The organism is Thalassoglobus sp., assembly GCF_048270125.1.
Lineage (GTDB): Bacteria > Planctomycetota > Planctomycetia > Planctomycetales > Planctomycetaceae > Thalassoglobus.
This window is the reverse complement of sequence record NZ_JBLWTN010000001.1, coordinates 483,963-509,373: the sequence shown is the minus strand read 5'-3', so window position 1 is coordinate 509,373 and position 25,411 is coordinate 483,963. Positions and strand designations below refer to the sequence as shown.

Annotated in this window: 22 protein-coding genes; 12 read left to right on the top strand and 10 right to left on the bottom strand. The window is 49.3% G+C overall.

Annotated features, from left to right (window positions below):
- Positions 1–43 precede the first annotated feature (43 nt).
- A complete protein-coding gene (locus ACN0YR_RS01885; protein WP_417847510.1) occupies positions 44–1,267 on the bottom strand; it encodes a hypothetical protein in 1,224 nt (407 codons plus the stop codon).
- Between the two features lie 440 nt (positions 1,268–1,707).
- Here ACN0YR_RS01885 and ACN0YR_RS01880 point away from each other — a divergent pair, with 440 nt between their 5' ends.
- The gene (locus ACN0YR_RS01880; protein WP_417847509.1) at positions 1,708–2,808 is read left to right on the top strand and encodes a DUF6263 family protein; all 1,101 of its coding nucleotides are present in this window, start codon (positions 1,708–1,710) and stop codon (positions 2,806–2,808) included.
- Between the two features lie 65 nt (positions 2,809–2,873).
- Complete coding sequence (locus ACN0YR_RS01875; RefSeq protein ID WP_417847508.1) at positions 2,874–3,860, top strand: potassium channel family protein; 987 nt, start codon at positions 2,874–2,876, stop codon at positions 3,858–3,860.
- Positions 3,861–3,882: 22 nt separating this feature from the next.
- On the opposite strand, the gene ACN0YR_RS01870 is transcribed toward ACN0YR_RS01875, so the two are convergent.
- The 4 genes from ACN0YR_RS01870 to ACN0YR_RS01855 form a co-directional block, all read right to left on the bottom strand.
- Entirely contained in the window at positions 3,883–4,233 is a 351-nt protein-coding gene (locus ACN0YR_RS01870; RefSeq protein ID WP_417847507.1) for a hypothetical protein, read from the bottom strand.
- A gap of 65 nt (positions 4,234–4,298) precedes the next feature.
- Positions 4,299–5,888 (bottom strand): sulfatase, encoded by a 1,590-nt coding sequence (locus tag ACN0YR_RS01865; protein ID WP_417847506.1) that lies wholly within the window; start codon positions 5,886–5,888, stop codon positions 4,299–4,301.
- Positions 5,889–5,948: 60 nt separating this feature from the next.
- Positions 5,949–7,199, bottom strand: a complete 1,251-nt coding sequence (locus tag ACN0YR_RS01860; RefSeq protein WP_417847505.1) for a threonine synthase — start codon at positions 7,197–7,199, stop codon at positions 5,949–5,951.
- 194 nt (positions 7,200–7,393) lie between these two features.
- Entirely contained in the window at positions 7,394–8,005 is a 612-nt protein-coding gene (locus ACN0YR_RS01855; protein ID WP_417847504.1) for a hypothetical protein, read from the bottom strand.
- Positions 8,006–8,430: 425 nt separating this feature from the next.
- On the opposite strand from ACN0YR_RS01855, the gene ACN0YR_RS01850 reads away from it, so the two are divergent.
- From ACN0YR_RS01850 to ACN0YR_RS01805, 10 genes are all read left to right on the top strand, one after another.
- Complete coding sequence (locus tag ACN0YR_RS01850) at positions 8,431–9,231, top strand: hypothetical protein (protein WP_417847503.1); 801 nt, start codon at positions 8,431–8,433, stop codon at positions 9,229–9,231.
- A gap of 265 nt (positions 9,232–9,496) precedes the next feature.
- Complete coding sequence (locus ACN0YR_RS01845; protein ID WP_417847502.1) at positions 9,497–10,120, top strand: hypothetical protein; 624 nt, start codon at positions 9,497–9,499, stop codon at positions 10,118–10,120.
- A gap of 264 nt (positions 10,121–10,384) precedes the next feature.
- Positions 10,385–12,148, top strand: a complete 1,764-nt coding sequence (locus ACN0YR_RS01840) for a serine/threonine protein kinase (RefSeq protein ID WP_417847501.1) — start codon at positions 10,385–10,387, stop codon at positions 12,146–12,148.
- A gap of 137 nt (positions 12,149–12,285) precedes the next feature.
- The gene (locus ACN0YR_RS01835; RefSeq protein WP_417847500.1) at positions 12,286–13,566 is read left to right on the top strand and encodes a hypothetical protein; all 1,281 of its coding nucleotides are present in this window, start codon (positions 12,286–12,288) and stop codon (positions 13,564–13,566) included.
- Positions 13,567–13,727: 161 nt separating this feature from the next.
- Positions 13,728–15,182 carry a DUF1501 domain-containing protein gene (locus ACN0YR_RS01830; protein ID WP_417847499.1) on the top strand — a complete coding sequence of 485 codons (1,455 nt, stop codon included), beginning with the start codon at positions 13,728–13,730 and terminating at the stop codon, positions 15,180–15,182.
- Positions 15,183–15,261: 79 nt separating this feature from the next.
- A complete protein-coding gene (locus ACN0YR_RS01825; RefSeq protein WP_417847498.1) occupies positions 15,262–16,005 on the top strand; it encodes an NTP transferase domain-containing protein in 744 nt (247 codons plus the stop codon).
- Between the two features lie 27 nt (positions 16,006–16,032).
- Entirely contained in the window at positions 16,033–16,659 is a 627-nt protein-coding gene (locus ACN0YR_RS01820; RefSeq protein WP_417847497.1) for a pyridoxamine 5'-phosphate oxidase family protein, read from the top strand.
- Positions 16,660–16,709: 50 nt separating this feature from the next.
- A complete protein-coding gene (rfbA, locus tag ACN0YR_RS01815; RefSeq protein ID WP_417847496.1) occupies positions 16,710–17,624 on the top strand; it encodes a glucose-1-phosphate thymidylyltransferase RfbA in 915 nt (304 codons plus the stop codon).
- Between the two features lie 106 nt (positions 17,625–17,730).
- Entirely contained in the window at positions 17,731–19,035 is a 1,305-nt protein-coding gene (locus ACN0YR_RS01810) for an ABC transporter permease (protein ID WP_417847495.1), read from the top strand.
- Positions 19,028–19,750: an ABC transporter ATP-binding protein gene (locus ACN0YR_RS01805; RefSeq protein ID WP_417847494.1), complete on the top strand. Its 723-nt coding sequence runs from the start codon at positions 19,028–19,030 to the stop codon at positions 19,748–19,750. The genes ACN0YR_RS01810 and ACN0YR_RS01805 overlap by 8 nt, the downstream gene beginning before the upstream one ends.
- Before the next feature lie 59 nt (positions 19,751–19,809).
- On the opposite strand, the gene ACN0YR_RS01800 is transcribed toward ACN0YR_RS01805, so the two are convergent.
- The 5 genes from ACN0YR_RS01800 to ACN0YR_RS01780 form a co-directional block, all read right to left on the bottom strand.
- Positions 19,810–21,288, bottom strand: coding sequence for a sulfatase-like hydrolase/transferase (locus tag ACN0YR_RS01800; RefSeq protein WP_417847493.1), 1,479 nt, complete (start codon positions 21,286–21,288; stop codon positions 19,810–19,812).
- 264 nt (positions 21,289–21,552) lie between these two features.
- Positions 21,553–22,218, bottom strand: a complete 666-nt coding sequence (locus ACN0YR_RS01795; protein WP_417847492.1) for a hypothetical protein — start codon at positions 22,216–22,218, stop codon at positions 21,553–21,555.
- 230 nt (positions 22,219–22,448) lie between these two features.
- Positions 22,449–23,534: a hypothetical protein gene (locus ACN0YR_RS01790; RefSeq protein WP_417847491.1), complete on the bottom strand. Its 1,086-nt coding sequence runs from the start codon at positions 23,532–23,534 to the stop codon at positions 22,449–22,451.
- Positions 23,535–23,958: 424 nt separating this feature from the next.
- The gene (locus tag ACN0YR_RS01785; protein ID WP_417847490.1) at positions 23,959–24,417 is read right to left on the bottom strand and encodes an A24 family peptidase; all 459 of its coding nucleotides are present in this window, start codon (positions 24,415–24,417) and stop codon (positions 23,959–23,961) included.
- Positions 24,418–24,712: 295 nt separating this feature from the next.
- On the bottom strand, positions 24,713–25,402 hold the full coding sequence (locus tag ACN0YR_RS01780) for a TadE/TadG family type IV pilus assembly protein (protein WP_417847489.1): 690 nt from the start codon (positions 25,400–25,402) through the stop codon (positions 24,713–24,715).
- Positions 25,403–25,411 lie beyond the last annotated feature (9 nt).

Below are 25,411 nucleotides of genomic sequence, written 5' to 3'. Positions count from 1 at the left end.
GTTCGCCACGAGGCAGAACCTGCAAACCAATTCGAAAGATGCTCTAAAACACTCTGTCGCTCATTCTCTTCGCGATTAAGTCGACAACCTGGCCGATCTGTTCAAGACCGACTCTCAGCAAGAATCGCGAACTTCGACCATAACTCTTCGAGCCAAGGATGAAGAAATTCGGTTCTGGATTGATGAGCGTGCTTGCTCCCGGTGAGGCTTGTGTCAGGCAATCCGCTGAACTTTCTCCCATTAAGGCGGCTGCAAGTTTCATCGGACCGTGTGAAGCGTAGCATTCATGAATTTGCAGTTCCTCGTAAATCGATCTCTCTGGATGAAACCCAACATTTGCCAGAATGCGATCAACGAGAATGGTTCGAATTGAGTTCTCGCTTCCCACAATTAACGTTACTTTCAGCTGGCTCGATCCTGGCTCAGCAAGAATTGAATCGACAACGGCCCCGCCAATCCAATTGACAACTGAAGATTGGGTCGCAAGTTGATTGGCCTGTTGCGTGAGTTGTTTTCGTTCAGGGAGAGCATCTTCCGGGATCGGGGTGAGTGGTGCATCGCCGACTTTTCTGGTCACCCAGTAGAGAGTTGTCGATGGGGCTTCATGATGCAAAGACGCCAGTGAAACAATGTTCGTCGCTGCCGAGTACCCGCTTCCAACGACGAGCGTTGCGAGACCTGAATAGTTTTGGCGATCTTTATTGAGGAGATCTGGAAGATCGTATTGAATTCGGTCAGCGAACTGCCTCTCCCCCAGACAGGGAATTCCGCCACGTCCGAGCCAATTGTGGTTGCCGAAAGTTCCTGTGCAATCGAGGACGAAATCGGCTGTGACATATTTTTCGATCCCGTTTGATTCGAGCAAAAGACGAAACGGCGAGTCAGCTCGCTGATCCGAGCCAACATGATCCCCCTTGAGTTGCATGTCGCGAGAGATGTGGCGAACAGTTGTTTCAGTCACCAGAGCTTCGGCAATTTCTGGAATTTCGGAGAGCGGTTTCAGGTATTCGCTGATGTAGTCATCGCTACGTAAAAGTGCCTCTTCAGCAGGGAGAGTTCGCCCACATTCTCTGAGTTTCCTTGCTCCTCGCTGAGAGTGATTGAGTTGAAATGGGCTGAAAAGACGTACATGTCCCCACTTTTGAAGATTCTCTCCAACATTTCCTCGTTCATAGATGGTGACATCCCATCCCCGTTCAAGGCAGGCCAAAGCAGCTTCAATCCCGATGGGGCCAGCCCCTAAAATCGCAATTTGTGAGTGTTTCATGGAGAATTTGGTGATTTGAGAAAATCTGATTTGCTCATTTTCGAGCATTGTTAAAAACAATATATGCATTCAGTCTGCTGTCAAAGAGTCTTTCCCTGACAAAAGACATTCTTCACAGCAAGAGAAACGCGAAAGTGTACTGATATGAATCGAGTCAAATCTGTGAAGAAAATCACGAATTGAAGGGCTGGGAAGCGCTATAGATCCATCTTCATAAAGCATGATAAACTCTGAGTCTCAGCGAGAATATTTCCAATGACTGTCATGCCCGTAAAGCTCACTTGCGTGACTTCATAGGCTGCTCACCACGAGTCTGAACGTAAAGAGGACTAATTGATGACCTCAGTTCAGGTGACCAGTTCAGACTCGAATTTGTATTCGTCAATTCATCAATATGAAAATTTCCCCAGGATGGGATCATGGCATCGAAGGAGTTTAAGATGCAATTCACGACCCGAATCTCAGGGGCGTTCTTATTGTGCGCCCTGTTGGCAGCTGGATGTAGCCAGGAAAAGACAGCTTCTTCACAGGGCGAAATTGTCGAGGAATGGGGAACTCAGGCCCCGGACAAAAACGTGGTTCGCTCGCTCGAATCGGCAAATCAGTCTCAGTTAAAGCTGAAGTTGAAGCCAGGAGATCGTTTCCCACTTCGTAAAGTTGTGGAGCAGGAACTGAACCAGGATTCGCTCAGTGGCTCGGCGAATCGAATCCACACTCGGCTGGAGTTATTGTTCGCGATATCGGTTGTCGACAAGGCTGACGATCGGACAAAACTCCAGGTACGGTATGATCAGGTGAAGTATTCGCATCGGATTGGAGAGGAACTTCTCGAGTTCGATTCGACCCGGCCGGCAGGGAATCTTCCAGTTTCGGTGAAAGCCTATCAAGCGATGGTTGGGGACGGCTTCAGCTTCTGGATTGGTAAAGAGAATCAAATTGTTTCGGTGGATGGCTTTACCGAATTTCTTAATCGATGTTTGCAGAATGTCCCTGAAAGTGATCGAAGCAATGTCGTTCTAGGGATCGAAGCAGGATCGGGCGAATCAGGCATCGCCAATTTCATAGACAATTCGATTGGACTTTTACCTTATGGGGGAGTTCACAAACCGGGAGATTCCTGGGAACGTCCCAGCCATATCGGTCGGCCCGTTCCGATGCACGTGAACACCCAGTACACGCTCAAGCAACTCGATCCTCATCTGGCAACGATTGAGATCCGCGGGCAAATTACACCATCGACAACAATGACCGCCCAGGACGCGCAAACGGGGGTGAGAGTGACTGTTCGAGGAGGAGAGACTCAAGGTTCGTGTACAATCTTCCGTGAAACAGGTTTGCCGCAACGAAGTCACGTCGAGCAAAATATCGACATGACTGTCATGATGTCCGGGGCGCTTCAGTTCAATCAGCGGAAGAAAGTGACCACCACAATCGAAGCTTTTCCAGTGGGGGCCACATCTGCTCCTGCGAGGATTCAACTCGGTCGCCACAGCGAAGGGGCTTCGAGTTCGCAAAATATCCGGCGAGTCAGCGGGCCTTAACAAGTCTCTCCGTTTCCAAACTCATTTCGTGAGACAGTTTTCGTCGCTGAGAAGACTCAAAAAACATGCGACAGTTCTTTGTGATTTCTGGTCTACTGGTAGGCATCCTCGTGATGGGGACTGTCGGCATCTACTCGCTCACCGGTGAGGATGTGTCTTGGCTGGAATCAGCTTACCTGGCGGTCATCACGCTTACGACTGTTGGATCCCGAGACGTTCCACATTCCCCACAGGGGATGATTTTTATCATGGTCTATTTGATCAGCGGGATTAGTGTTTTCACTTATTGTGTTTTTCAAATGGGCCAGTTAATCGTCAATGCTGACTTTCGAGAGATGTGGGAGAAGCGTCGCATGGATCGTGAATTGAACAAATTGAATGATCATTACATCGTGTGCGGTTTGGGGCGTATGGGAAACTCAATCTGCGAGCACCTCGACTCCAAGAACCAGCCTTTTGTTGTCATAGACAGCAGCGAAGAAGTGATCTCGCAGACATGCAAAGAGCGGAAGTGGCTTGGTGTTCATGGTGATGCCACCGATGACGAAGTTCTGATGCAGGCTGGAATCGAAAGGGCGCAGTCGATCGCAACTGTGTTGGCTACCGATGCGGACAATGTGTATGTCGTCTTGTCGGCGCGGTTGCTCTCGAGTTCGATACAGATTGTGGCTCGTGCCAGCGACACGAGTGCTGTTCAAAAGCTTCAGCGTGCAGGAGCGACGCGGGTCATCAGTCCATTCAGCAGTGGTGCGAAAAAAATGGCACGGCTCATGTTGAGCCCAACTATCGAAGACTTTTTAGAGATTACTGACGAGAGTGGGAGTGATCTTGAATTGGCTGAAATCCAGATTCGAAACAACAACGATTACGTTGGCAAGTCTCTTGCGAAGACTGACCTTCGAGAGCAGGGAATTATGGTCATCGGGATTCGCCGAACTGATGGTGAACATGTCATCGCTCCCGAGGGTTCCGTCTGTATCGAGTCCGGTGACAGCCTCTTCGCTTTCGGAAGTCCAACAGCAGTGAATGCGTTGGCCGCAAAATGTGCTTAAGAGGAAAACGCTCACAAAGTGATCATTGAACGCTTGGCAATATCGCAAAAAGATGTGCAATTGCCACGAGGAACTCTGCTGCTCCGCCGATGACTCTGGCTTTGAGATCGATCGCTGAGTTGAATAGCTGGGACAGCATGAGAATTGGACACCCCCAGAAGATGATCAATATTACTATCCCAACGATAGGAGAGCCCGCTTCGAAAGTGATTGAGGCAAGCCAGTTGGAGATCGTGGAGGAAAGAAACAGTCCGCGATCTGCCAGGCTTAAGCAGACGGTCAACGCAACACCCGCAAGATGTATGTAAACAATCCAGCGGATTTTAATTGGACTGTTGCCGCGGTCGTAGAGTTCGAAAGGTTCAAGGGGCATCGGACTGGGACCAAAGGATTATCTGGAAATTTTAAGTCCCCTGAAAAACTTGCCTTCGAAATGTTTTATTCCCGCAATGGTTGTTGCGGGTTCACTTTTTTACCGGATTTTCTTCCGGTTGGTCGGTTTGGATTGTAGTCCGGATTCGGTTGTGTCGCCTGGGCGTCGACTTTCTTTCTCCACGTTTCTAATTCGTTGTGCAATTGCTTGGCGATCTCTCGATTTTCACTCGCGAGATTGCGGTCTTCGTGAATGTCGTCCTGGAGATTGTAGAGTTCACTGGGGCGTTCATCGAAAAACTCGATCAGTTTCCAATCGCCGGAGCGGACGGCGCTGTAGGGGATTGCTCCCATCATGTGGTAATGAGGGTAGTGCCAGTACAGGTTTCTCTTAGCGAGTGAGCTGTTCTTTTGAGTCAGTAATGGGACAAGCGAAACTCCATCGATGAGAGGCTTGAGTTGTGCTGGAACTTCTACGTTAGTTGCCTCAAGAATTGTTGGAAGAACATCCATCGAAATGATTGGTTCGCTTGAGCTTTGATTGGATTTTGTTTTTCCAGGCCAACTCACGAAAGCGGGGACCCGGACGCCTCCTTCGTAAATGGAACCTTTGCCTTGTCTCAAGGGAAGGTTTGAGGTGACAGGCGGGCGCCCTTTTGCTCCAGTCAGTCCTCCGTTGTCGGATGTGAAAATGATCAGGGTGTTCTTGTCAACTCCTTGGTCCTGAAGAGTTTTTACGAGTCGGCCGACTGAGTCGTCAACAGAGTGGACCATGGCAGCGTACACGGGATTTGTATGTCTTTGGTCCGTGGGATGATCTTTGAGTTTCGTTTTGTAATGTTCAACCAGTTCTGGTTTGGCTTGCAGAGGAGTGTGGACATTATAGTAGGCGAAATAAAGGAAAAATGGGCTCCCCTTCGCGGTTGACTGTTCGATGAATTTCACAGCCTCGTCAGTTAACTGGTCGGTGAGATACGTTCCTTCCGGATAGTTTTCTTTTGAATCGGGAAGTGTCGCGAAGAGGTTGTTCTGTTTGCGGGCGTCGCCTTTTCCTCTTCCGTATGGCCAGAAGTAACTTCGAGGAGCCCCTGCTTCATTGCCACCGATGTTGACGTCGAAACCTTGCGACTGCGGATAGAATTCAGGGAAGTTTCCATCGGAGTTCACGTCATTGGTCGCGATTCGTGGCGTGAGATGCCACTTGCCAACATGGGCAGTTCGGTATCCATGCTCTTTGAGAATTTCGGCAATCGTGAGATGTCGATGTTCGAGCTTTTGCGTCCAGTCTGGAATCTGTTGAGGAAGGTTCTCGAGTCTGTGTCCCGGAATGAAATCGGTCACATTGACGCGTGCGGGTGACTGTCCCGTCAAGATTGCAACTCGAGTTGGAGAGCAGACTGTGCAGGCTGCATAGGCATTTGTGAATCGCATTCCAGTGGCAGCGAGACGATCGATGTTCGGCGTTTCGTAAAGATCACTGCCGCAATATCCCAAGTCGGTCCATCCCATGTCATCGACCAGCAGGACGATCACGTTGAGCTTCTCGGCACTCTGAGCAGGTTGCACGAAAACGCTGGAAACGAAGGAAATCAAGATGAGACCGAAAATGCGGTGACCGAACATTGTGAGCTTTCGAAGAGACAGTGTTGGTTTCAAATTGTTGGCTGCAAGGTCCTGATTTCAATGCTTTGGCTGAAAAGGGAATTTGAGAGTCATTCAGCCTGGGGCAGCCTGAATGCGCTGCATCCAGTTTTCATCATGTTGATCGATTCGTACAAGGCCGTCGGTGTTGTACAAGTGGTTGTACTTAACTCCCGTTCCGGTATTAAACAGAACAATCCGCTCATCGCTGTTGAGCCAGCCCTGTTCGAGAAGCTTTTCGGCAGCTTTCCATACGGCTCCCCCTTCTGGACAGGCAGCGATTCCCTGCCATCGACAGACTTCCTCAGCCCCAATCATCAGCTCTTCATCGGTGACGGAAATTGCAGTTCCCTGACTTTCGCGAAGTGCATCGAGCATCAGAAAATCACCCACAGCGATCGGGACGCGCAGCCCCGACGCACATGTCTGTGCATTGGGAAATAACGGCGCGTGATCTTCATTCTCTTGAAACGCTTTTACAATCGGCGCACAGCCTTCCGCCTGAACTGCAACCATACGAGGGCGCTCGCTGCCGATCCAGCCGAGTCGCTCCATCTCGTTGAACGCTTTCCACATCCCGATTAAGCCTGTTCCGCCACCAGTCGGGTAGAAGATGACATCGGGGAGTTTCAGCTCGTCAGTCTCGTCGACGTCAGCCATATCGAAGGCGAGTTCGTACCCCATCGTTTTTTTGCCTTCAACACGGAACGGCTCTTTCAGAGTCGACAGGTCGAACCAGCCATGCTCATCGCAAGCCTGCCGACACAAGCGACCGCAATCGCTGATCAGTCCATTGACGAGGTAGACGTTTGCTCCTCCTAATTTCGACTCAATGATATTCGCTGGAGGAGTATCTTCCGGAACGAAAATATGGCAGTCGAGCCCAGCTCGGGCAGCGTAGTAGGTTGCTGCACCGGCGGCATTTCCGGCAGAAGGAAGTGCAATTGCTTTGACGCCGAGCGCTTTGGCACGCGTAACTGCGGCAGACATTCCACGAGCTTTGAAGCTTCCAGTGGGATTGAACGACTCATCTTTGATGAACAGATTTGAAAATTTCTCAAATGGACCGAAGGGAGTCGCTTTAAGAAGTGGACATCCCCCCTCCCCCAGCGAGACAGCTTCGTTGGGAAAATCGACGGGCATCACTTCCCAGAATTTCCACATCGATCGCAGCCGACGAGAGCGTACGGCCTCGGGAGTAAATGAGTGCCGAATGGAGTCGAGATCATACTCCGCCAGTAGCGGCTTTCCTGCCGAGCTCAAATTGTGGAGTTGATCGACGGGGTAGTCTTCACCCGTTTTGGAACAGACAAGTTTCGTGTGCATCGCAGGCCATTAGTCACTGGGTTTGAAAAGAAATTTCAGATCTTGAGCATCATCGGAAATCGTATGCAGCGAGCTACCTCGTGGAATTCAGTGTTCATTTTGAGAGAACGGTTTCTTCGTGGAGATTGAAAGAACGAAGACGTTCGTAGTTTGAAGCATTCAGCAGCGAAGAGCAATCTCAGGGAGTCCGAACCTTATTTCATTTTCTTCTGTTGAGAGATCGGAATCAGTTTTCGCGGTATCGTGACGATGCGCGGAGCGATGGGATCGGGGATCACAAGCTCAGTGTCGCTTAGCATGTCCTCAATCCGAATAGGCATCGAAACGGAACTTGGTTGTGCAGGTGAGACCTCTTCTTTGAGTGCAGCAGGCAATTGGCTGTAGCGCTTCACTTCCGATTGAAAGACGTAATCGGAGAGTTCACTCAGTCGTTTCAACGACTCCAGAGCTGCCGGAATTTGCTCAGCTTCGTAAGCGATCTCTTTTCTTAAGATCTGCAATTGATGGACCGTCGCTCGGGCACGGGCAAGTTCTTCGTGCTGAGATTTCAGGTTTTCGAGTAGCGAGTTCGTCTGACGAATTGTGGTACGTGACTTCGCAATTTTTTGAAGAGTCGTATCAATGCCATGCAGTTCGGACTCAAGCCGCCCTACTCGATCGACAAGTGGTCGAACGACTAGAAGATGCATCGATAAGACAGACATCAATATTCCAACGATGCGTATTGGTCCGCTGATTTTTTCGAGAAGTGACCACAATCGATTCTTGAGCGAGAGTCGATTGATTTGTCCACGAAACAGTTTCACCAAGTTCTCCCCAAATTTTCAGAACGATGTGTGAGGCAGTCTCGACGACTCGTTCCTCGCTGAACCTTGTCGTCCGCAAAGTCTCCCTGCCTTTCCTGTATCGCCCAGAGTGTAATTCTTACTATTGTGAAACTGAGGAAGGTCTGACGATTCCTGAATGAGCGGCCGTGAAACTTGTGTATTGAGTGGAATTGTTGAGATCCGCCGGAGCGAGAAATTCGTCGAAATTAGGATTACCGGAAGCTCTTACGTTCAGGGGCAGGTGTAAGTTCCTACTGCTGAATGGTTTACGGTCATTGTTTGTGGCTTTGGAATTCTTTCAATTATTCGCTAAGAACGACGCGTCGTCAGCGAATAACCCCTTGAGCGATGAGATCTGCCATTCCGGTAGACCTCACAAACCGAATTGATCGAGGAGACAAAAGATGATTAAGAAAGCCGCTTACGGGACATTGGCTGTGATGACCATCGGTGGGATGGTCTTTGGAACGGACGTCTTCAGTTACGCACGAACTGGATTCCACTCCGCACAAAGCAAAATTCGCAGCGAAGTTCCTCTCGAATTTGAAATTGAACGTGCTCGCCAAGAGGTAGCACAGCTTCTTCCTGAAGTTCGCAAGTCGATGCACGTGATTGCTGAAGAGCAGGTTGCGGTTGCGAATCTTCGAAAATCGATTGAAAAGAGAGAGTTGGCTCTCGAAAATCAAGAAGAGGCGATCCTTTCACTGACTTCCGATTTGAAGTCGGGTGACTCCCGTTTCGTCTATGCCGGACACGCTTACACTCAGCGTGAAGTTGAAAAAGACCTTTCAGAGCGGTTTAACCGGTTCAAAACTGCTGACGAAACATTGAAGAGAGAACAGGAACTTTTAACTGCGAAAGAGAAGGCTCTCACGACTCACCGTGAAACCCTCGAAGGCATGCTCTCACAGCGGAAAAGCCTCGAGGTTGAGCTGGAGCGACTGGAAGCCCGACTCAAGACTATTAATGCTCGAAAACAGATCGCGAGCATCGAAGTTGACGATTCACAGTTAAATCGAGTGAAGTCTCTCATTCAAACGATCGACAAACGACTCGACGTCGAAGATGCTGTCCTGGCAGCGGATGGAGATTTCATGGGACTGATTCCTGTTGAACAGGAAGTTCAGGTCGAAGATGAAAACATCGCAGATGCGGTGAATGAATACTTCGGTCGCAGTGGCGAGATTGAAGTCGTCAAGAAGTAACATGATGTGAGATTCGGTCTGCTCAAAGTCCGCTCGCCCTGGAAACGGTCTCCAAGTCCGATGTCATCCAAACTCGCATCAGGCTTGGGACAACTCCAAAAGGCGAGCGGAATTTTCAGCATTCACAAGGATTGAGAACTGATTCAAAAATCCTGATCTTTGCGTCTCAAAGATTGAGAATGAAATAAGGAAGCTCGCAGTCTCAGATATTTTTTAATTCATTTCACTGAGAGTGGTGCTCTCCACTTAAAAGCGATTCAGCAAGATGCCCTTGAATCTTTCGCAACCTGTTTCAGCATGCAAACTCTGGATTGATGGAGTTGGATGTTGGATGTTGTGCCTGGAGAAACGAATCACGATTGGGAATCCAATTCCTGTTGCGGATGTTACAAAAATTTCAGTCGTTGCAGATCTCAGAACCGAGCATGCAACAATCGAGTTTGACGATTCAAGTTACTGGCTCACAGAAAACAAAAGCGTCACTCCAGTTGAAGATGAATCTTTCGATCGGCGAAGTTTAAGTCATGGAACAATGCTCGCTTTGGGGCTGACCTTGGAGAACGAAGTTCAGATACGATTCGAGCAGCCCTCTTCACTTAGCTTGACTTCCACTTTACAGATCGAAAGCGGGCATCGATTTGCGGACGGAGTTGATGGAGTTGTCTTGTTTCGAAAAACCTGTCTCCTTGGAGCGGGAAAACAAAAGCACATTCAATGCAGAGACTGGTCGGAAGATGTCGTCTTCTTTGAACGCGACAGCCAACTGTTCTGCAAGTCTACAAAATCACCGATCACTCTGGACGGAGTTCCGAGCGACAGGATTGTCAAAGTTCACAATGGTGCTCATCTGGCGGGGGAGGATTGGTCAATGCGTGTTGAGGCAACCTGAGTCAGCAATGCCTTGGGAGTACGAAGAAAACTTCAGATGTTGCGAATTTTGAGGCGGTCTTGATTGACTGAAATTGCGATTTGTCGACCAAGTTTTGCTAAAGTGAATTCATGAAAAACTGGATCGAATGAGGAACTCAAGAAGAGATTGATCCAATGAACGTTTTTTTGCGTTAAGAAGAATAGACCGGAAAGATGACTACGTCGAAACTGAACGACCTCTGGTCATGATGAATAATTCCCTAACGGAATTGCGAGCCAGACAATGAAATTCACCTTTACTCCAGAATCACGACCTCTTGAAGGCTTTACCATCAAGCGCGCGATTTATCGTGGAGGATTTGGTGAGGTCTACTACGCGAAGTCAGATGCAGGACGCGAGGTTGCGTTGAAGCTCTTGCAAAACAACGCTGACATCGAACTTCGCGGAGTTCAGCAATGCTTGAACTTGTCTCACCCGAATCTCGTCACCATTTTTGATGTTCGGCAGGATGGAGACGGGGACCACTGGATTGTAATGGAATACGTTTCCGGCCTGACGCTGGATACGGTATTGAAAAATTCTCCCACAGGGCTTCCGATGGAGACTGTCCGCAAATGGTTGCAGGGCATGACCGACGGGCTGTCGTATTTGCACAGCAGAGGTTTGGTTCATCGAGACATGAAACCGGCGAACGTTTTCATGGAAAACGGTGTGGTCAAAATTGGGGATGTTGGACTTTCAAAGTACATTTCCCCAAGTCGTCACAGCGCGCAAACACAAAGTGTCGGAACAGTACACTACATGGCACCCGAAGTGGCCAAAGGTAAATATGGCCGAGAAGTCGATGTCTATGCAATGGGCATTATTCTCTATGAGATGCTGACGGGAGAACTCCCTTTCGATGGTGAATCGACTGGTGAAATTTTGATGAAGCACCTCAGCGAAGAACCGGATCTTGAGAAGCTTCCGCCACGACTGAAAGGAGTTGTCGCCAATGCCCTCATGAAAGATCCCGGCGAGCGGTATTCCAGTGTGGAAGCATTGAATCGCGCATTCGGGGATGCTGTTCTTGGAGTTTCAAAAGAACCTGAAAAATTGACTCCTCCGGCCGATCAGACCGAACCCTTGAAAGAGGACGTTCAATCCGTTCTTCCGAAGTCCTCTGCGTCGAATACAGGTCTGTTTTCGATGTACACGCTCGCCGGGATGTTCAAAGGTGGACTCTTCGGGCTCGTGATTGCGTATCTTGTCGCTTTGTCCGGAGTTTCAGTTGTGAGTGCCGGGCAGTTTGTTCTGCTGGGAGCCATTGCTGGAGTGTTTTGGCAAAGAGCAAGAACTCGCACGTCCCAGGCTGGTTCAAAAAGAGCAGTTCAAGCGACACGCGTTCAACCTTCCAGGAAATTTCCCCAAGCTGCGTCGAGAAGTGCAGATGCGTTTGGTTCATTGTTTGCCGCGGTTCCGATATCGGCATTGTTGATCGGCTGTCTGGCAATTTTGAAGCCGACACTGCTCGGGACATCAAGTCATATTGAAAGTCTCGACCTCGGCTTGCTGGGTATGTTTTCCACTGTCACTGTCCTGGCAAGCTGGGTGATTCTTCTACTCCCATATTTTCGGAAGGAAATTCGAAAAGGTAAGAAGGTCAGTTCCTTTCACTTTGCTCTCGCCGGCGTAGTCATCGGGGTCCTCGCTTACGGCGTCGAGAAATTCCTGATGCTGGAGCACCTTGGAAAGCCTTCTGATGGAATGTTTAAGCAATTGGGAGACCATCTCCTGGTGAATAATGGGATGCCTTCGATTTGTGGTTACATTGCCTTCTTTGCAGCATTTCTTGGATTCCGCAACTGGCAATTGATGACTTCTCCGTTTCGAGCGAAACGGTTCAGTGTTGGAGCTGTAATTGTCACTGTCTTTGTGGCGTGGTTGGCGACTGCGATCTTCTCATTCCCGAGTGAAATTGCTGTTGCCTGGGGAGTGATCATTGCATGTGTCACTCAGCTCGCATCCCCATTAAATGAACGTCCCTCACGGCATCGAAGAGCATAGTAGACTGCCTGTTTTTAATGAGAACCTTCAAAAATTCTATTCGTGTCGTTGCGATTCAATTGGATTTCGATGGTTTGTTCAGAGTTCCGTAAGAGCGAATAAGTCATTTTGAGATGTTCAGAGAATAGGATTTGACCATGACATTCGGCGCCATTGAATTGTTGTTACTCATCTGTCTGCTGCTTGTTGTCCCGGGCGTCATTGGGGGGGCAGCATTGTCAGGAACTTCGAATCAGTCACGCAGCCGCGTCGATTGGTCGAAGGTGTTTTTTGTCTTTCTCGGAATTCCGTTTCTCTTGATCGCAGCTGTTGTGGGACTGTTTCTCGTACGGAGCAACCAGGTCCAGCATGCTCATGTTGAACAGAGTCGATCAGAAGCGAAGCAAAACTTGGCTGTTGTTGCAGAGCAAATTCGAGCTGGCGAATCAAAGGCTTTGCATCAAGATGAAGATAGTGAGCATCATGATCCTGATTCACATTCCGGGCAGCATGAACATGATGGCGGACATACCAGTTACAATTCGCATGGAATGACTGACTTCAGCCCCCGACATGATAGTGAAGTCGTTTACGACAATTTTACCAAAGCAACTGAAAAACATTCGAGTTGGGCGATGATTTTCGCTTCAGGAGTAATTGGACTGATTGTGCTCGGCAGTCTTGTCTGGTTCGGGAGGAAGAGGCCAGTACTTACGGTTTGCTGTTTTCTTGGGATAGCCGCTGTAGGGCTACTCGGGGGATATAGCGCTACAGAGGTTTCTTCTGCACGGCAGGTAACTCGTCTTGTTGAGACACCTCGCGAGTTAATAGATGCCGAAGATGTCTCCACTGCAGCTGACGATCTGATCCCTGTCAACGAAGAAAACGAACAGGGAAACGAAGAGGGGCCATTAGCTATTCGAGAAGTGACTTACCACTTTCAAGGGACAAACGGGACTCGTACTCAAACGCTCTCGGAGATTCCAGATTGGGTTGAAGAGGCGAACGGACAGAATCTTGTTCGCCCTAAACAGGGAGAGATCGTACTGATCTCAAAACGATACTCATCTCTAAATGAAGCAAGGACTGAACTGAAACCACTTGCGAACTCCTTAATCCAGTCGGAACTGGCGAGGTCTTTTCCAGACATGCGGGGGACGAGCTTTTCAGTTGAGAACTTTCTCAACAGTAAAGTTCTGGAGCAAGAGTGCGAGATCACGTGGCCTTTTAAAGTTCGAGAATTCACCGGAGAAATGAAGCAACTCGCCTGGAAGCTCGACATCAGTGAGTCGACGAAAAAGAGACTCTATGCGCAATGGCAAGACAGTGCGCGCCAGGAACGATTAGCGATTCTCGGGACCGGTCTCGGACTGCTCACTCTGTTCTTCGGGGCCGGTGCGATTGTGACCCGGCGACGCAATTCGAGTCGTCTCTCATAGCGAAGGATTTACAGCCGATTTGTGAAGCGTTCTGTCCTCTCACTCATCTGATCCAATGTCTCTGTATGTTGAGGAGATGTGCTGTCTACTGTTTCTCTCTCGAAGAGTATCAGATCAATCTGCTACAATAGTGTTCTGTAAGACCCAACCGGAGCAGAACGATGTCGAGACAGTCGGTACATTTCGCACAACTTGAGCAGTTAACCAGACGGCACTTTCTCAAAGAGAGTACGGCTGGCTTGGGAGGAATTGCACTCGCTGGCTTATTGGGCGCGGACTCGGCAACCGCTCAGACTCGTGTTAATCCATTGGCTCCAAGGCAACCGCACTTTGCAGCCAAAGCGAAGAACATCATTTATCTGCACATGGCTGGCTCGCCACCCCAGCATGATCTCTTCGACTATAAGCCAAAACTTGTCGAGATGACTGGCCAGCCCTGCCCTGAGGAGCTAACACAGGGAGAACGGTTTGCGTTCATTAAAGGAACGCCCAAGCTCTTGGGGACACCACATCATTTCTCTCAGCGTGGGGAAAGTGGAGCTTGGATTTCAGACCTGCTTCCCAAGATTTCTGAACAGGCAGACGATCTCTGCTTCGTCAAATCGATGTACACCGACCAGTTCAACCATGCTCCCGCGCAGCTACTCCTCTATACCGGTTCGCCTCGTCAGGGGCGACCATCAATGGGTTCGTGGGTGACATACGGACTAGGGGCGGAAAATGAAAACCTGCCCGGATTTGTTGTTCTGATTTCTGGGGGAACTTCTCCAAGTGCCGGAAAGAATGCCTGGGGCAGCGGGTTTTTACCTTCGGTGTACCAGGGTGTTCAATGTCGCTCGAAAGGTGACCCGGTGCTTTACGTCAGCAACCCGGAAGGAATGGATCGGAGCACTCGAGAATTGACGATTGACTCAATTCGTCAGCTCAACGAGCTTCAGGCTCAGCAATTTGGAAGTCCGGAAACGTTGACCCGTATCGCTCAATATGAACTCGCATTTCGAATGCAGATGTCTGTCCCGGAAGTGATGGATCTGAATGCCGAGCCCAAACATGTTCAAGAGGCCTACGGTGCAAAACCCGGCGAAGCGAGTTTCGGAAACAATTGTTTGCTGGCACGTCGGCTTGTTGAGCAGGGAGTGCGGCACGTGCAACTCTTCGATTGGGGCTGGGATTTCCATGGAAATTCGAAGGGGAATGATATTAAAGATTCACTTCCTGGTCGCTGTCAGCCTATGGATCAAGCGGTCGCTGCGCTGATCGCCGATTTGAAAGACCGCGGTTTACTGGATGAAACGCTGGTTGTGTGGAGTGGAGAGTTTGGGCGGACACCACTCAACGAAGAACGCAATGGCTCGAAGTTTCTTGGGCGAGATCACCATCCTCACTGCTTCACAATCTTCATGGCTGGAGGTGGAATCAAACCGGGAATGACATACGGAGAGACCGACGAATTTGGGTATTTCGTGACTGAGAACAAAGTCCATGTTCATGATCTTCAAGCGACAATCATGAACCAGCTCGGCTTCGATCACACCCGCTTGACGTATCGATTTCAGGGCCGTGATTATCGATTGACTGACGTTCACGGTCATGTTGTCGACGATTTATTGGCATAAGTACGGTGTCTTCTCGACTCTGTTGATTCAGACTATTGGTTCATATTTATTTCATATTCAAAAGGTATGGGAGTTGTTAATGTCAGATGTGATGGCGGTTGTTTTGGCGGCTGGGAAAAGTCAGCGGATGAAGTCAGAATTGCCGAAAGTTCTTCATGAAGTTTGCGGGCGCTCAATGGTGGACCATGTGCTTATTGCAGCGCGAGCAGCTGGCGCCAAGAAAATTGTCGTCGTTGTGGGACACAAAGCCGAAGAAGTTCAAGCGGCCCTTGAACATCAGGAAGATGTCCACTTCGCTCTTCAGGAAGAGCAACTTGGAACTGGTCACGCGGTGATGTGTTGCCGCGAACACTTGGCTGGTCATGAAGGGCCGGTCCTCGTGCTCACCGGGGATACTCCCCTGCTCCGTGGGGAATCTCTTTCTGCACTCATTGATGAAATGAACCAGCTGCAGGCCGCATGCGTTGTGGGGACAGCGAAGACTGAGAACAACAAAGGGCTTGGCCGAATAGTCCGGGACGAGCAGCAACGGTTCTTACGCATCGTGGAAGAGAAAGATGCCTCGGAGGATGAAAAGAAAATTACTGAGATCAACACCGGATGTTTTGCATTTGATGGACCATCACTGGTTTCAGCGCTCGATGACGTGAAACCTAATAATGTTCAAGGAGAGTATTATCTCACCGATTGCGCTGAGATTCTCCGGACACGTGGAAAGACGGTCGCTGCGGCGTGCCGTTTAGATATCGCCGAAGCGATGGGTGTGAATACTCAAGAACAGTTGGCGGAAGTTGAAAAGGTCATGAAGCAACGGATGCAGTGACTTTTCTCCAGTATCAAGGAGTTCGAATTGAAAACATTTGTGAATCTATTAGACGATTTCGAAAAGCTGGCGACTCAGATTTGGAGCAACCTCGAATCTTCTGCGGGCGAACCGGATCAGCCTTGGTCTCTTGCTCAATTTGCTTCACTTAGTAAACAGGGCCCTGAACTTCGGACACTCGTCCTTCGGCGTTGCGAGCCAGAGAGTCGCACGTTGACTTGGCATACCGATTTACGATCTCCGAAGTGTCAGCAAATTCTCAAAGATTGCAGGACCTCAGTTCTGTTTTGGGATCCTGCCGAGCGAGTCCAGCTGACTCTGAGGGGAACCAGTGTTGTCCGTTCCATTGGGCCACGCGTTGATGAGGCATGGGAACAAAGCAAGTTGATCAGCCGCCGAGCCTATTTGGGGAGCTTGTCTCCCGGGACAAAGCAAGAACAAATGAGCGTCAACTTTCCGAAGGAGTTTGCCGATTCTCCTCCATCTGAGGAGGAATCGGAGGAGGGAAAGACGAATTTTGGAGTCATTACAACTCGAATTCAGGAAATGGACCTCGTAATTTTGCGACAATCCGGAAATGTGCGAGCTAAGTTCTACTGGAATGCCGAAGAGTCAGGAAAGGGAAACTGGGAAGCGTCCTGGGTTTGTCCATAGTTCGTACTGAGAAAGTTCGTACTGAGTAGAAGTGAAAAGATAGGGATGCGATGAAGCAAGTTGTAAAGAAGGGAATCATTTTAGCCGGTGGAGCGGGAACGCGGCTACATCCGATGACTTCGGTGATCAGTAAGCAATTGCTGCCAATTTATGACAAGCCGATGGTCTACTATCCGCTGAGCGTCTTGCTTCTCTCAGGTATTCGCGAGATTCTGCTCATCAGTACTCCAGAGGATCTTCCGAATTATCAACGACTCCTCGGCGACGGTTCTCAGCTGGGAATCTCGATTCAATATGTGCAGCAGGATGCACCTCGGGGACTGGCAGAAGCCTTCATCCTGGGAGAAAAGTTCATCGGATCCGATTCTGTTTGCCTCGTACTCGGAGACAATGTTTTCTATGGGCACGACTTTCAGAAGTTGTTGATCAGTGCCGCGTCACGGAAATCCGGAGCGACCGTCTTCGCGTACCGTGTTCGTGATCCCCAGCGTTATGGTGTTATCTCATTTGACCGGGAAGGGAAACCGGTCGATATCATCGAGAAGCCAGAAGCTCCGAAGTCTCGCTATGCGGTTACCGGTCTTTATTTTTACGACAATGATGTCATCGAGGTCGCAAAATCGGTGCAGCCGTCCGCTCGTGGAGAGCTCGAAATCACATCCGTTAATCAGCATTATCTTGACGCTAAAAGGCTGCATGTAGAGATGATGGGGCGGGGTTATGCCTGGCTCGATACCGGAACACCTTCAGCATTGTTGCAGGCCTCTGGATTTGTGGAAGCTGTGGAAATGCGTCAGGGACAGAAGATTTGTGTCCCCGAAGAAATCGCATGGCAACTTGGGTTCATTACTGATGATGAATTGATTCAGCTCGCTGAGCCGCTGAAAAAAAATGCTTACGGCGAATATCTTCTTGACTTGCTCAAACAAGGACGCGATGAAAGCGTAATCCGGTTAGAGCAATAAGTTCCACTGCGTCTCATTTCTGGCTGCGCTGAGTGATTGTTGCTATTCTTGTCAGCAAGATCAGAGTGACACACGACCGGTTTTCAAGAAATGACGCCGAGGATTGATGTTTCGTTTTGCGATAAGAAATTTGCTAAGCCGACCATTACGGACTGCGTTGTCCGTATTGGGGTTAGCAGTCGCAATTAGCGGAATGGTCGGGCTGTTTTCAATTGCGGGTGGCATTGATCGTGTGGTCTCTCAAACATTCGATCAAATCCCCGGACTGCTCGTACAACAGCAAGGGGCTCCGATCCCGTTATTCTCGACCCTGCCCGCCAGTTGGCAGGATGAATTGGAATCGATCCCCGGTGTAGGAGTTGTGGACCCGGAAGTCTTTTGCCGAGTCAATCAACTCGACACGAAGATGGTGATCAATCCACCACGCTTTGCCGTGGGGATGGAGATTCAATCCCGGTTGAAGTTGAAACGGAGCATCTATCGAGAAAATGTTGTCGAAGGACGTTTTTTCGAAATGACAGACCGGTCAACGAATCACTGCCTCGTCAGCCGAGAGATTTCGATAAGTAGCCAAAAGGGAGTTGGCGAGACGATCACTCTTAATGGCGTGGAGTTCGTGATTATTGGAGTGTACGAAACCGGTTCGCTAATGCTTGATGTCAACATCCTGATGGACATCGCAACTTGCCGGTCACTTGGCCGCATTGATGAACAGACTGTGGGCTGCTTCTACGTTGAACCGGATGGGACGATTGACGACATTACGTTGAAAGAGAATATTCAGAATCATTTTCGTGGAAGAGATTTAAGCGACTGGATGCCAGCGTCTACGAACGTCTTCTCTGAGTTCGTAAAGTCGGTCGGGCAAAGTTTTCAAAGTCCTGCAGAGAAAAACATAGCTGGCAGAGAGTCATCTTCGAAGAAACAGGATGCAGCGGAAAAGCTGGCATCGACATCATCCCCAATTGAAGTTCGAACAGCGGATGACTGGGGCAAGAGGATTGCAGAGTTCAGTGGCGACTTAAATATCTTTTTAGGTTTGATGACTGCGATCGGTGTTTCCATCGCGACGCTGAGTATCGTCAACACGATGATGATGAGCGTCACCGAACGAACGACAGAGTTTGGTATTCTTCGGGCGAATGGATGGTCCCAGCAAAACATCATCCGATTGATGACTCTTGAAAGTGGATTAATCGGTTTTTGTGGAGGAGCGATCGGTGTATTCGTCGGCTGGCTGGCGACGATCATCGTGAACATCGGTTGGCCGGGACGACTGCAATTGCACGCTGGAGTTTTACTACTGCTGTTTGGTTTGGCTTTCAGCGTTGGGCTGGGGCTCATCGGCGGGCTTTACCCAGCCTGGCGAGCCTCGCGACTCTCGCCCATGGAGTCAATTCGCCGTGGATGATAACCCTTCAAACGAAACGCAATTCAGGCTGGTCGAGGTAAAAGACCTCACCAAGACTTACCATCGTTCCAAAGTCGATACGCACGTTCTTCGCAATATCAGTTGTGAAATTGATAAGGGAGAGTTTGTTTTTATCGTGGGACCATCAGGAAGCGGGAAAAGCACGTTGCTTTATCTCCTCGGGGGACTCGATCAACCGACATCGGGGCAAATCCTGATTGAAAACAAGCCGCTGTCGAAGATGTCCGCTACAGGACTGGATTCGCTACGCCGCGAAGATATCGGGTTTATTTTCCAGAGTTTTAATTTGCTCAAAACGCTGAACTGTCTCGACAATGTTCTGGCACCGTTTATCCCGACCGGTCAAGCAGGAACAAAACGAGACGAAGCAATCGCATTGTTAGAGAGAGTGGGATTAGGGGCGAGAATTCATCATCGTCCAAATGAACTCTCTGGAGGAGAGCAGCAGCGAGTTGCTATCGCACGTGCGATATTAAAGAAACCGAAGTTGATTCTTGCGGATGAACCAACAGGAGAACTTGATACGGAGACTGGTCATGAAGTCTTCGAAATTCTTCGTGAGTTGAACAAAGATCTCGGGACAACAATTGTGACTGTCACACACGACCATCGGTATATCTATGAAGGAGATCGCCTCCTCAGAATGCAGGATGGAAAATTTCTTTCTTCCGAAATCCCTCAGCACCGAATTTGAAACTTGCTTCCGTGTCCGTGATGAGCGCGTTTCACGGACACGGAAGCCACGTAAGTGTTCTACAGTGTCTGTGAATCCAGTGGCTGTTGCGGTTTCGAATCTACGACAAAGCTGTCGACGATATCTGGATGCTTCTTCGCAACATTTGTTGATTCAGACGGGTCACGTTCCAAGTCATAGAGTTCGAGTTGCTTCTGTCCCTCTCTGAGGATGACCTTCCAGCGACCACGACGTGCGACCTGATCGCCGTCTTTCATTTTCCAATAGAGGAGCCTCTCGACATCCAGGTCAGATCCTTGGATTTCTGAGATGAGTGAAACTCCATCGATTCCTTGCGGAGTCTTTCTGGCGGCAGCAACATTCATCAAGGTTGGAAGCAGGTCGATCCCAGTGCAAGGGAAGTCACTGACACTGCCACGTTTCGCTCTACCAGCCCAGAAGACAATCAACGGAGTCCGCAAGTTCCCTTCATTGGTTCCGGACTTTGAGTATGTCAGTTTCTCATCGACGACAGGAAGGTTCTTGTCAACATCAGCTGCGATCTGATGGCTGGTTTCTCCTGTGACAATCAAACAGACCCTGCCCGCCAGGCCGAGAGTGTTGAGCGAATCGACAATCTGTCCGATTGCGTTGTCGACTTCCTGTATGTTCTCTTCAGATTTCACTCCCTGCAAAAAGGGAATCCCGACGTGCAAATAAAACTGTCGCGAACTTCGTTGATGACGCTTTAGGAAACTCGTGACTTCGTCTGTAATTAATTGATGAGACGTTGACTGTGCAGAATCACTGTCGCTCATGATTTTTGCACGAGTCGTTTGAGTAAAGAAGAACTCAGGGTAGCGAGCCACAACTCCAGAGCTTGAAGGGAACCCTGTCCAATGATCGTAACCGAGTTCAACAGGGTGTTGGTTGCTGGCCCATGTTCCAATCAGGGTGGTTTCGTAGCCTGCTTGCCAGAGTGATTCAGCGAGCGATTCTTTTCGGTTCAATCGACCTTCGGCAGGAGACTTGGCGGCCAGATTTCCCGTCAGATAACTCCATCGTGATGAAGTGAGGTTGTCTGCAGGTGCGTAATAATTCGTGAATGTCATCCCGCTATTTCGGATTCCAGAAAGACGAGTCATCGATGTCAGTTGGTCAAAGCGAAGTTGTGGGATTGTGATCACGACAATGTGCGGGCTTTGTCTGGCAGTGCCGACACGAACTTGTCGATTCATGCCGCGGATTGCTTCGCGGTTACTTTGGCGAATCTCTTTGTAAGCTTTCTCTGCACGGTTCAAACTTTCTACGAGGCTCTCTGTTGCATCGTTGTCGTCGAAAGCAGGTGAGTCACCAATGATCCCTCTAATTCCATCAAAGAATGTCGGTCGATCATCTTCGGTTTGTGGTTGTGCGACTGGCCCCTGTGCAAGTACCAAGTTGGAATCTGCGGACTTCTGCTCTGTCGAGGATTGCACAATTGCCTGCTCGGCAGAGATCGCTCCAAACATGATTGGAATCAACGCGAGTAGTCCGATTGAAATCCGAAGTCGCATCATGAAAATATCCATCATCTAGTGTCAGAGAAAAGGCCGAGCGTCTTCAGTTCCTATCTGGAACAGAACTGAAAGGCTGAGTCGTTTCTGGAACAGAACCACTGACTTTTCAGTGAATTTGGTGCGTCATAGCGGTGTGCATCTGATGACTAAGCAATTCATGTACCGAATGAGTTCCAGGGTATGGATTTTACGGTGAGGCAATAAAAAAGGCTGGCCACTTTTTCAGGTGGTCAGCCTTTTGGGAATCAATCTCATCCAGCAGTTTTAATTTTGGAGCAGTTCTTCAAGGTTTGGCAGAAGTGACGCTCCTGGAATCATGTCCATGGTCGGAGTTTCTTCGACAATTTTTGGATTGGTCAGGTAGTAGTTGTCGTAGATGGGCTCAAACAAGGCAACTGAGTAAGGATGGTTCCGCTCGCCACCAAGTCGCACGATCACTTCTTTGTGCTCAAGAACGTTAGTGTAGTTGTAAGGACGATAGTAGTAGTATCCGTGATGTGCGGGGTAGTATGCATAGTGCTGATACATGTCACCAGTTGTCCAGACGCGACACCATTTCAGTTTACCGCTTTTCGTACGGTAGTGAATACCAGGCATGTAGCAGCCCTCATGTCCACAGCAGCAGCACCGGTAAGCATTTGCGTCACAGCATGCGGCGGATGTATCGCAGCAGGTGGCACCGGTGTCACAGTATTCGCCGCTGTATGTTGCGTCAAATGCCTCATTGTATTCTCCAGAGGGAACTTCTGTTCCTTCTCCGGCAGAAACCGGTAATGGCATCGGTGCTGGTACCGACACATCGTTGATTTCGGTTTCAGGAATAGCTTCAACCGCAGGTGGAGCTGGAGCAAGTTCCTGCGCTTTAAGTTGCGTAATGATTGCGAAGGTTGCGAGGAAGCTGGTCGTTGCAAACAATTTTGCATATCGCATGACATTGATCCCGTGAAAAAGTAGGAGTTGGGCTGTCCAAATTAAGATGGTCAGTTTCAAACTATGAGATCTCACAAGCAACTAATGTCGCCTACGCAATCCGTTCTTATCAGATTGATCGGACCAAAACAGCACTCAACATTGACAGGAATCTGTGATCATGAATGATCGGATTAAGCGGAGGATTCGTCAAAAGCGTTACAGTTTAACACGGCCTTTTCTTGTTTCCTTTACTTGTCACTGTTGACGCTCACTGACAGAAGATCAATCGCCAGGAGATCGGCTTGAATACGGCCACGTCGATCCGTTTTTGAGGCAGCAGCTTGCTGAAGTGTGTTCCAATCCTCCTGAAACGCTTTCTTCGAATCTTTATTGGCAAGTTCGGGGGCTTCTCGCTGCAGTTGTTGAAGCCGCTGGCGTAGCAGTATCGAGTTTGTTAATTGATGAAGTGGTGCGGTCCCATTTTTGAAGTATTTCACTGAAGTCTGAAAATGTTGGCGGCTTGCTCTATCAAGCGATGCCATTTGAGCGGCGATTTCTTTCGGCTCGCCACTCTTCAGTGTTTCCTGGAATGTCAAGAGGTTCTGTGCGACCTCTGTTTCAAGAATTTTATCAGAGCGACCAATACCAGCCCCTCGTTGATTCCATACCTCCTGCATCGCTTTCACATCTGCAAGCTCTCCCAGGCGACGCTCCCGATCGGCATCGTTGCTTGCAAGGTAACGATCTTTGGCATAAGTCAAATCAGAGAGTGTTGACATGCCAAGTCCATAATCGAACTCTGTTTGTGAGAGGAGTTGTTGTGAGGCCTGTTGAGCTTCACTCGTTGCCGATGCCAATTGGACTGAGTTCTCCTGCAACTCTGCGAGTCGTTGATCGGCTCGGGTGATTGCATACTTCGCCCAGGCAAGTTCAGAAGCCCACCCTGTTGCCCCCGGCTGATTGAACTGCTGCATCCTCGGGACAATTTCTGCAATTTGGGCCCGATATTGTCCCCATGCTTCAATCTTCTGCTTTTGGGTGAGATCGCTTCCTGAAAGTCGAGCATCACGGGCCATCGCCAGGTAGCGGAGATGGTCTTCCAGCGGCATAAGTGACCTTAGGAAGGCTGACTGGCTGGCAGCCTCAAGCTGTTGTGGAGATTGTCCGTATAGACGCTTTGCCTGCAGTGCAGTCGGCAGGTTCGTCGGGATTTTTTTCTCAGAAGGATTGTAGTCCTTTGGCTTTTCCACTTTTTTCTGGCTGAAGACTTCAGAAGGTGATGCCAAGACCACAGCTGAACAGCAGAGACAAAGGACAAGTGAAGAGCGGTACATGTTTGGACCTCGAATTCCGTTTCTGAAAGAACGCAAGCTGAATGCGCTAATCGAAATTATCGTCGAGGAAACCGACTATGACCAGTCCGATTTCGGCTGAACGTGCTGACTCACAAAGATTAAAGCATCTTTCGAATTGGTTTGCAGGATCTGCCTCGTGGCGAACAGCATTTTTACTGGAGAAATGCGTTCTTCACGGGCACACGGTAGAGCAAACCGCTCTAAAGGTGTTATTATCGCCCAGAACCGATCAGTGCCAAATTTTCAGTGAACCAGAACGATTCCCGAAGTTTTGTTAGCGGTTCTTGAAGAAGGTTGCTCGACAGGCTCAGCGAACAGTACCAATGCGATCATTCGCCAGCTTTGCATACAGGGCGTGAAACTGGCGACCCCTCAAACGCAACTCACCTAATATCGAGTGCAATTAACCCGCAGCCACGCAGACTTTCGCAAGAACCAGCACAGTTGTGGCTACGAAGACTGGGAGTGCAAACGCGACGGTATGCTTCCCGGTTTTCGCATTTTGTGAAATGGCTTTCATCATTGCACTGAAGACGAGAAGTAGGAAAATCATCCCGGTTGCGAGTAAAAAGACAGTGATAATTGTCTGCACTCCAACCCAAGCTCCCAAAGCTCCCATCAACTTGACGTCGCCACCTCCGCCTCCGCCAGTCGCGAAGAGGATAAACAGAATCCCAAAACCGACTGCGAAGCCTGCCAGCGACATCTGGAAGCCTGCGAATCCCCCCATCCACGTATTCCAGGCAATTCCAACAGGAATTGCGGAGAGTGTGAGCCAGTTGGGGATGCGGTTTTCTCTAAAGTCCCAAAGCGCAGCTGTGGCGACAAGAGCGATCGTGGCGATGGCGGTAACAGTATCCATTGAGAAACCTCAATTCTGAGTATGATTCAGGTCAATCACGAGGTCTCTTCTGAAGAGGTGGCCTCGGTCTTTTTCACCGTTTCAGTGCTGGTCTGATCAGGTGATTTTTTTTGTTTCTTCTTGCTGCGTATCGATCGGGCGATCAAGTGTGTCGAAAGTAAAACAATAAAGGAAACAACAGCGAACTTAATAAACCACGCTGTGAATCGTTGTAAGACTTCTTCCATGACGGTTTTTGCCTGCTGAGTTCGAAGTGGGTGACCGTTATTACGAGCAATCGTAACAGTCAGGCATCTTACTCCAAGCTCGCTCTGGACGTCATCTCAAACTTTGACCCCGCGAGTGAAAAACCAAATGACGCGAGCCAGTCTGGGACTGGTCCGTCGATTCCACTCGGATTAGCGGAATCTACGAACTCAAAGCACAACGTCACAACAACTTCGTCGATATCGGGTGGTGGACCCGTTCTTGAACAGCCAATCACGGCCCCAGACTGATTCATTGATCCACCTGCTGGGCGGGTCACCATCATGCCGTTTCGTTCGATTACGACTGTCGCGTTTTGTTTTTTGGGGTCATCGGTCACAAAGCCATTCACTGGATCGACGACTTCAATGTTGTAGACATTCAAGTGTTCGTTAATGGCTGCGACAACCTTATCCGCAATATCGTTGTCGTCACCAAGAGTGTCCAGAGGATACGATGAGGGGTATAGTTCGGCGGCTCTTCGAGTTCCTTCATGTAAAGCTGTTGCTCCACCCTCAATGATGAGGATGAGAAAGAAGAATTCGACAATTGCTAGCCCGGCGATAAAGACGATCGGGAACGCAATAATGAACTCCAGAGTCACTGAACCGCTTCGTTCGTGACCTGAGGTCGATCGATCATGTTGCCGAACACGTAACAAGCATCCACTCCAATGGAGAATTAACTCAGCTGACTGACAGGCTGAGTTGAGCACATTGCTCTTTCCAGAAAACGCCATCGTATTCGT

Excerpts from the sequence above, each read along its gene's own strand:
- ACN0YR_RS01885 (WP_417847510.1), bottom strand. The coding sequence starts at position 1,267 with ATGAAACACTCACAAATTGCGATTTTAGGGGCTGGCCCCATCGGGATT.
- ACN0YR_RS01880 (WP_417847509.1), top strand. The coding sequence starts at position 1,708 with ATGCAATTCACGACCCGAATCTCAGGGGCGTTCTTATTGTGCGCCCTG.
- ACN0YR_RS01875 (WP_417847508.1), top strand. The coding sequence starts at position 2,874 with ATGCGACAGTTCTTTGTGATTTCTGGTCTACTGGTAGGCATCCTCGTG.
- ACN0YR_RS01870 (WP_417847507.1), bottom strand. The coding sequence starts at position 4,233 with ATGCCCCTTGAACCTTTCGAACTCTACGACCGCGGCAACAGTCCAATT.
- ACN0YR_RS01860 (WP_417847505.1), bottom strand. The coding sequence starts at position 7,199 with ATGCACACGAAACTTGTCTGTTCCAAAACGGGTGAAGACTACCCCGTC.
- ACN0YR_RS01850 (WP_417847503.1), top strand. The coding sequence starts at position 8,431 with ATGATTAAGAAAGCCGCTTACGGGACATTGGCTGTGATGACCATCGGT.
- ACN0YR_RS01845 (WP_417847502.1), top strand. The coding sequence starts at position 9,497 with ATGCCCTTGAATCTTTCGCAACCTGTTTCAGCATGCAAACTCTGGATT.
- ACN0YR_RS01840 (WP_417847501.1), top strand. The coding sequence starts at position 10,385 with ATGAAATTCACCTTTACTCCAGAATCACGACCTCTTGAAGGCTTTACC.
- ACN0YR_RS01835 (WP_417847500.1), top strand. The coding sequence starts at position 12,286 with ATGACATTCGGCGCCATTGAATTGTTGTTACTCATCTGTCTGCTGCTT.
- ACN0YR_RS01830 (WP_417847499.1), top strand. The coding sequence starts at position 13,728 with ATGTCGAGACAGTCGGTACATTTCGCACAACTTGAGCAGTTAACCAGA.
- ACN0YR_RS01825 (WP_417847498.1), top strand. The coding sequence starts at position 15,262 with ATGTCAGATGTGATGGCGGTTGTTTTGGCGGCTGGGAAAAGTCAGCGG.
- rfbA (WP_417847496.1), top strand. The coding sequence starts at position 16,710 with ATGAAGCAAGTTGTAAAGAAGGGAATCATTTTAGCCGGTGGAGCGGGA.
- ACN0YR_RS01810 (WP_417847495.1), top strand. The coding sequence starts at position 17,731 with ATGTTTCGTTTTGCGATAAGAAATTTGCTAAGCCGACCATTACGGACT.
- ACN0YR_RS01800 (WP_417847493.1), bottom strand. The coding sequence starts at position 21,288 with ATGATGCGACTTCGGATTTCAATCGGACTACTCGCGTTGATTCCAATC.
- ACN0YR_RS01795 (WP_417847492.1), bottom strand. The coding sequence starts at position 22,218 with ATGCGATATGCAAAATTGTTTGCAACGACCAGCTTCCTCGCAACCTTC.
- ACN0YR_RS01790 (WP_417847491.1), bottom strand. The coding sequence starts at position 23,534 with ATGTACCGCTCTTCACTTGTCCTTTGTCTCTGCTGTTCAGCTGTGGTC.
- ACN0YR_RS01785 (WP_417847490.1), bottom strand. The coding sequence starts at position 24,417 with ATGGATACTGTTACCGCCATCGCCACGATCGCTCTTGTCGCCACAGCT.
- ACN0YR_RS01780 (WP_417847489.1), bottom strand. The coding sequence starts at position 25,402 with ATGGCGTTTTCTGGAAAGAGCAATGTGCTCAACTCAGCCTGTCAGTCA.